Raw genomic sequence first — 4,371 nt, forward strand, 5'->3', positions numbered from 1 at the left:
CGCCACCGGACGCTCCTCACCACACGGCCACGCCACCACATAGCCATTCACCGACGCACGCGCCGCCGCGATGTTCAACACCGCCGCCGACGCACCCACCGGCACCACCCCCTCACCAGCAACCGACACACGCGTCACCTCCGACGGCTGTGCAGATCCGCGGGTGTCGAGCAAACGGGTCGGTGTGAAGGACACCAACTCACTGCCCTGCGGATAGGCCGCATTGACGTCGACGACCAGATCGACCGGCGACGACGACCACAGGCACACATCTCCAGCATCACCCAACGCCACCACCGTCGCATTCGACACCGCCGCACCCGGCCGATAGTTCAGACTCGCCGCCACCGGACGCTCCTCACCACACGGCCACGCCACCACATAGCCATTCACCGACGCACGCGCCGCCGCGATGTTCAACACCGCCGCCGACGCACCCACCGGCACCACCCCCTCACCAGCAACCGACACACGCGTCACGCCGGCGACGTCGGCAGTCTGAGCGAGGCCAGCGTCGGACGCGAACGCGATCAGACCAGCGACGGTCGCCACCACCAGCATCGATCGCCCGAGTCGGGAATGCCATCGCAGACGAACCGTCGAGGCGTAGTTGTTGAGCAGCATGAGATCTCCTGGGTGGAGTGGAGCGGTCGATTCCGCACAGGGTCGAACCCCGCTCAGCGGTATCGGTCCGGAGAAGATTCGACGTGAGCAGATTTCGATCCGATGACATTTGTTTCGGTCAGGTTACAAGGCATCTCGACCACCCGGAGTGACACAGGGCAACGCGTCCGAGCAACGGACGAACGGGCAGCAGATCGCTCCGGTCGCTCGGGTGGCGTCCGGAGTAACGTCCTGAATCGTGAACCGCGCCCCCTCTTCTTCTCGCCTCGCACAACGCATTTCGATCGGTGTCGCCGGACTGACCCTGATCGGGGCGGTCGGGCTGGGCGGATACAACCTTGCGTCGGCGGACGTCGCCGACGGCGACCGTCCGATCTTCGTCCCGATCAACCCCTGCCGCCTCTTGGACACCCGAGCAGATGTCACCGTCGGAGGGCGCGCCACACCTCTCGAGGGCCCCGAACAGATCACCGTGACCGCTCACGGCTCGAACGGACGCTGCACCGGCGCCAGCGCGATTCCGAACGACGCCGTCGGCCTCTCGATGAACGTCGTTTCCGTGCGACCCTCGGAGCGAACCTTCCTCGCCTTCTGGGGTAGTGGCCCCAACCCCGGAACGGCCAACCTCAATCCCGAACCAGGGCAGGCGCCGACACCGAACGCCGTGAACACTCCTTTGTCTCCGACGGGGACCTTCAACCTCTACAACAACGCCGGCTCTGTCGGAGTCGTGATCGACGTGAACGGCTACTACGCCAACCACAATCACGACGATCGATACCTCACCGAGGAGGAGTTGGGCGAGGAGACCCAAGCCCTCGAGGATTCCATCGCTGCTGTCGGAGAGACCGTCGGCGTCCTCGGAGAATCCGTCGACTCGGTGGAGGCGTCGGTTGGCACGATCGACCAGAGCGTCGATGCGCTCGAAGAGTCCGTCGGCACGATCAGCGAGACCGTCGCTTCGCTCGACGGGTCCGTGGTTGCGCTCGATGACCGGATCGACACGATCGAAGACAACCTGCCGGTCATGGCCACAGGTATCGTTCGCGACGTCGCCGATGCCACACCGGCCATCCAACAATTCAACGGACCACTGGGAACGACCGCGTCACTCGCGTCAGGTGCAGACGGTTCAGGGGCGTACACCGTCACCATCAGCGGGCTCGACGCGCCGATCGACGGGGTCGTACAGGTCACGGCGTTCGGCGACGAGGAACCCGGTGTCGGGTCCCGCGCCAGCGCCTGCTCCGTCGCGTATCCCGTCACGTCGACGACGACCACGTTCAGCTTCGGCGTCGGGTGCTTCGGAGAGAACGATGCTCTTGCCGGAAACGTCGTCGCCGAGGACACCTCGTTCCAGTTCTTGATCATCGGTTGAGTGTCCACAAACTCTGCCGGCTCGCTACTTCCTCTCGGCGAGATCGACCGGCGTGATGTGCGTCGAATGACGGTTCGGCGGGAGCCGAACGTCCGCCGACCTCGACGTCTCGTCACACGCAGGTACGACGCGCTCGGCGAGAGCCGCCAACCCACCTCGACAGAGGTGTGTCACTCGTCAACGTCCGTGACTCCCGAACGGGCGTGCTGATCGTCGTAGCAGGGCTGACTCGACGGACGCATGCCGACACCTGTCGTCTCCTCCGTGACATCTTGACGAATGCCCACCGTTCACATGACGATTTGATTACGGTTCCTCGTCGTGCGCAAGAAAGCATTCAGTTCCGGCGTGTGCGCGCCGATACCGAGAAATCGATCGAGTGAAGCGATCCCCACGCCGACGTCTCACCGTGAACAACTTCGCCTGAACCGGCGACGTAAGGAGAACACCGTGAAATTCCCCCACGTCCTGACCACGGTCGGTCTCGTCGTCTCGACGCTGGTCGGTGTCGCTGTGGTCACGCAACCGGGAGCGACCACGCAGGCTGCTCCACCGATTCTCGAGATCGACGTTCGTGCTGTCGCCGAGGTGCCCGACGATGCGACCGCTGCAGTCCTGAACATTGCCGCTGCGCGGGCCCAGCAGCCCGGCTACGTGGTCGCATGGCCCTGCGACCAACCGCAGCCGGCGACCTCCAGCCTGAACTATCGACCGGGCGCTCCGATCTCGAACAGCACGATCGTCACGCTCAGCGCAACGGGTACCGTCTGCATGTCTCGGTCGAATGATGTCGACCTCATTGTCGACATCAACAGCGTCTTCGGTTCCGGTGGCGCGTTCGTCGGGCAGAACCCGGAGCGCCTGCTCGACACCCGAAACGCCCAGCCACTCGCAGCGGGCCAGACACTTGCCGTGGACGTCGGAGGCCGCGGGTCCATTCCTGTCGATGCATCAGCCGCCGTGCTGAACATCGCCGCTGCACGAGCAAGCCAGGCCGGCTACCTGGTCGCATGGCCTTGTGGAGGTCCGAAGCCGTCGACGGCCGCACTGAACTACAGCACCGGCCCGGCCGTCTCGAACACCACCGCCGTCGCCCTCGGCACCAACGGGCAAGTCTGTCTCGAAAGCAGCGCTCCCACAGACGTCGTCATCGACGCCAATGGATCGTTCGCCGCATCCGGGGAAGCACCCTTCGACCCGCAGCGCCTCGTCGACACGCGCCTCGAACGTCGGGTGGCAGCCGGCACCGTTCTCGAGGTGCAGATCAGCGGCCATCCGGGAGTTCCGAGCGATGCCACCGCTGCGGCGATCAACATCGCCGCCGTGCGTCCCGCTGCTCGCGGCTACGTCGTGGCCTGGCCGTGTGGCGGCAATCAGCCCGCAACCGCCAGCCTGAACTACGAGGACCGTCCGGTGTCGAACACGACGATCATCGGGCTCGGCACCGGCGGAAGGGTGTGCATGAGTGCTTCCACCGACGTCGACCTCGTCGTCGACCTCAACGGCGCGTACCCGGCGAGCGCGAACATCACGTCGTTCACACCGCTGCGCCTCGTCGACACTCGCACCAGCACACCCGCTGCACCAGGCGGCAGCAACCCGGAGCCTTCGCCCAGGCCGACCGGTCCCGGTTGGATCGAGACGTTCGACACGGCGGCTGCTCTGGACCGGATCGATGTGCAGGTCCATCACCGCTCCGACCACGACCCCGACGTCAACTACCCGGCTCAGCCGAACCAGAGGCTCGGCACCAACACCTGGACCGGCGACCACGGACTCGACTGCGGACCACCCACCCAGGGCCGCACGCTCTCCGCCCAGGATCGAGCCAGCAACACCTACATGTGTCGAGAGCACTTCATGACCTCCATGGGTGACGTCGACGGATACTCCACCATCGCCTTCTCACCCAAACAGGTCTTCCCCAGCGTGCACGAAGTCTGCTGGGACCAGAACGTCACCAACATGGGCGGCCGCCAGTGGACCGAAGTGGTCATCACACCCAACAACGCAATCAGGGTCCAGGACGGAAAGCAGTACATCGCCCACACCGGACCCGGAACCACCGGCGTCGACAACACCGGATCACTCCACGCACCCCAGACCTTCGGCATCAAACTCGCTGGACCCTTCGACGGCCTGTCGATCTGGCAGAACGGCGGACGCGCCGACAACGACCCGTACTACGCATACGCCGACACCGAAGGCATGGAATCGGTCGCCATCCGCCGGCAACACTGCATCACCGACCTCGGCAACGGAACCATCGAGGTCCGCATCGACCAAGGAACATCCACATACGTCCGCCAAGTACCCGGCACCTTCCCACGCAACGCCCGAGTCATCTTCGAAGACCACAACTACACACC

Annotated in this window: 1 protein-coding gene and 2 pseudogenes; 2 read left to right on the forward strand and 1 reads right to left on the reverse strand. The window is 64.9% G+C overall.

Features of this window, described 5'->3' with window-relative positions; genetic code table 11:
* Positions 1-423 (reverse strand): annotated as a pseudogene (locus ABJK40_RS11115) (hypothetical protein); the annotation flags it as partial.
* A 439-nt stretch (positions 424-862) separates the two neighbouring features.
* Here ABJK40_RS11115 and ABJK40_RS11120 point away from each other — a divergent pair.
* Positions 863-2,002 carry a hypothetical protein gene (locus ABJK40_RS11120; protein ID WP_348480912.1) on the forward strand — a complete coding sequence of 380 codons (1,140 nt, stop codon included), beginning with the start codon at positions 863-865 and terminating at the stop codon, positions 2,000-2,002.
* Positions 2,003-2,452: 450 nt separating this feature from the next.
* A pseudogene (locus tag ABJK40_RS11125) lies at positions 2,453-4,371 on the forward strand (hypothetical protein); the annotation flags it as partial.

It is taken from the genome of Ilumatobacter sp. (genome assembly GCF_039969435.1).
Lineage (GTDB): Bacteria > Actinomycetota > Acidimicrobiia > Acidimicrobiales > Ilumatobacteraceae > Ilumatobacter_A.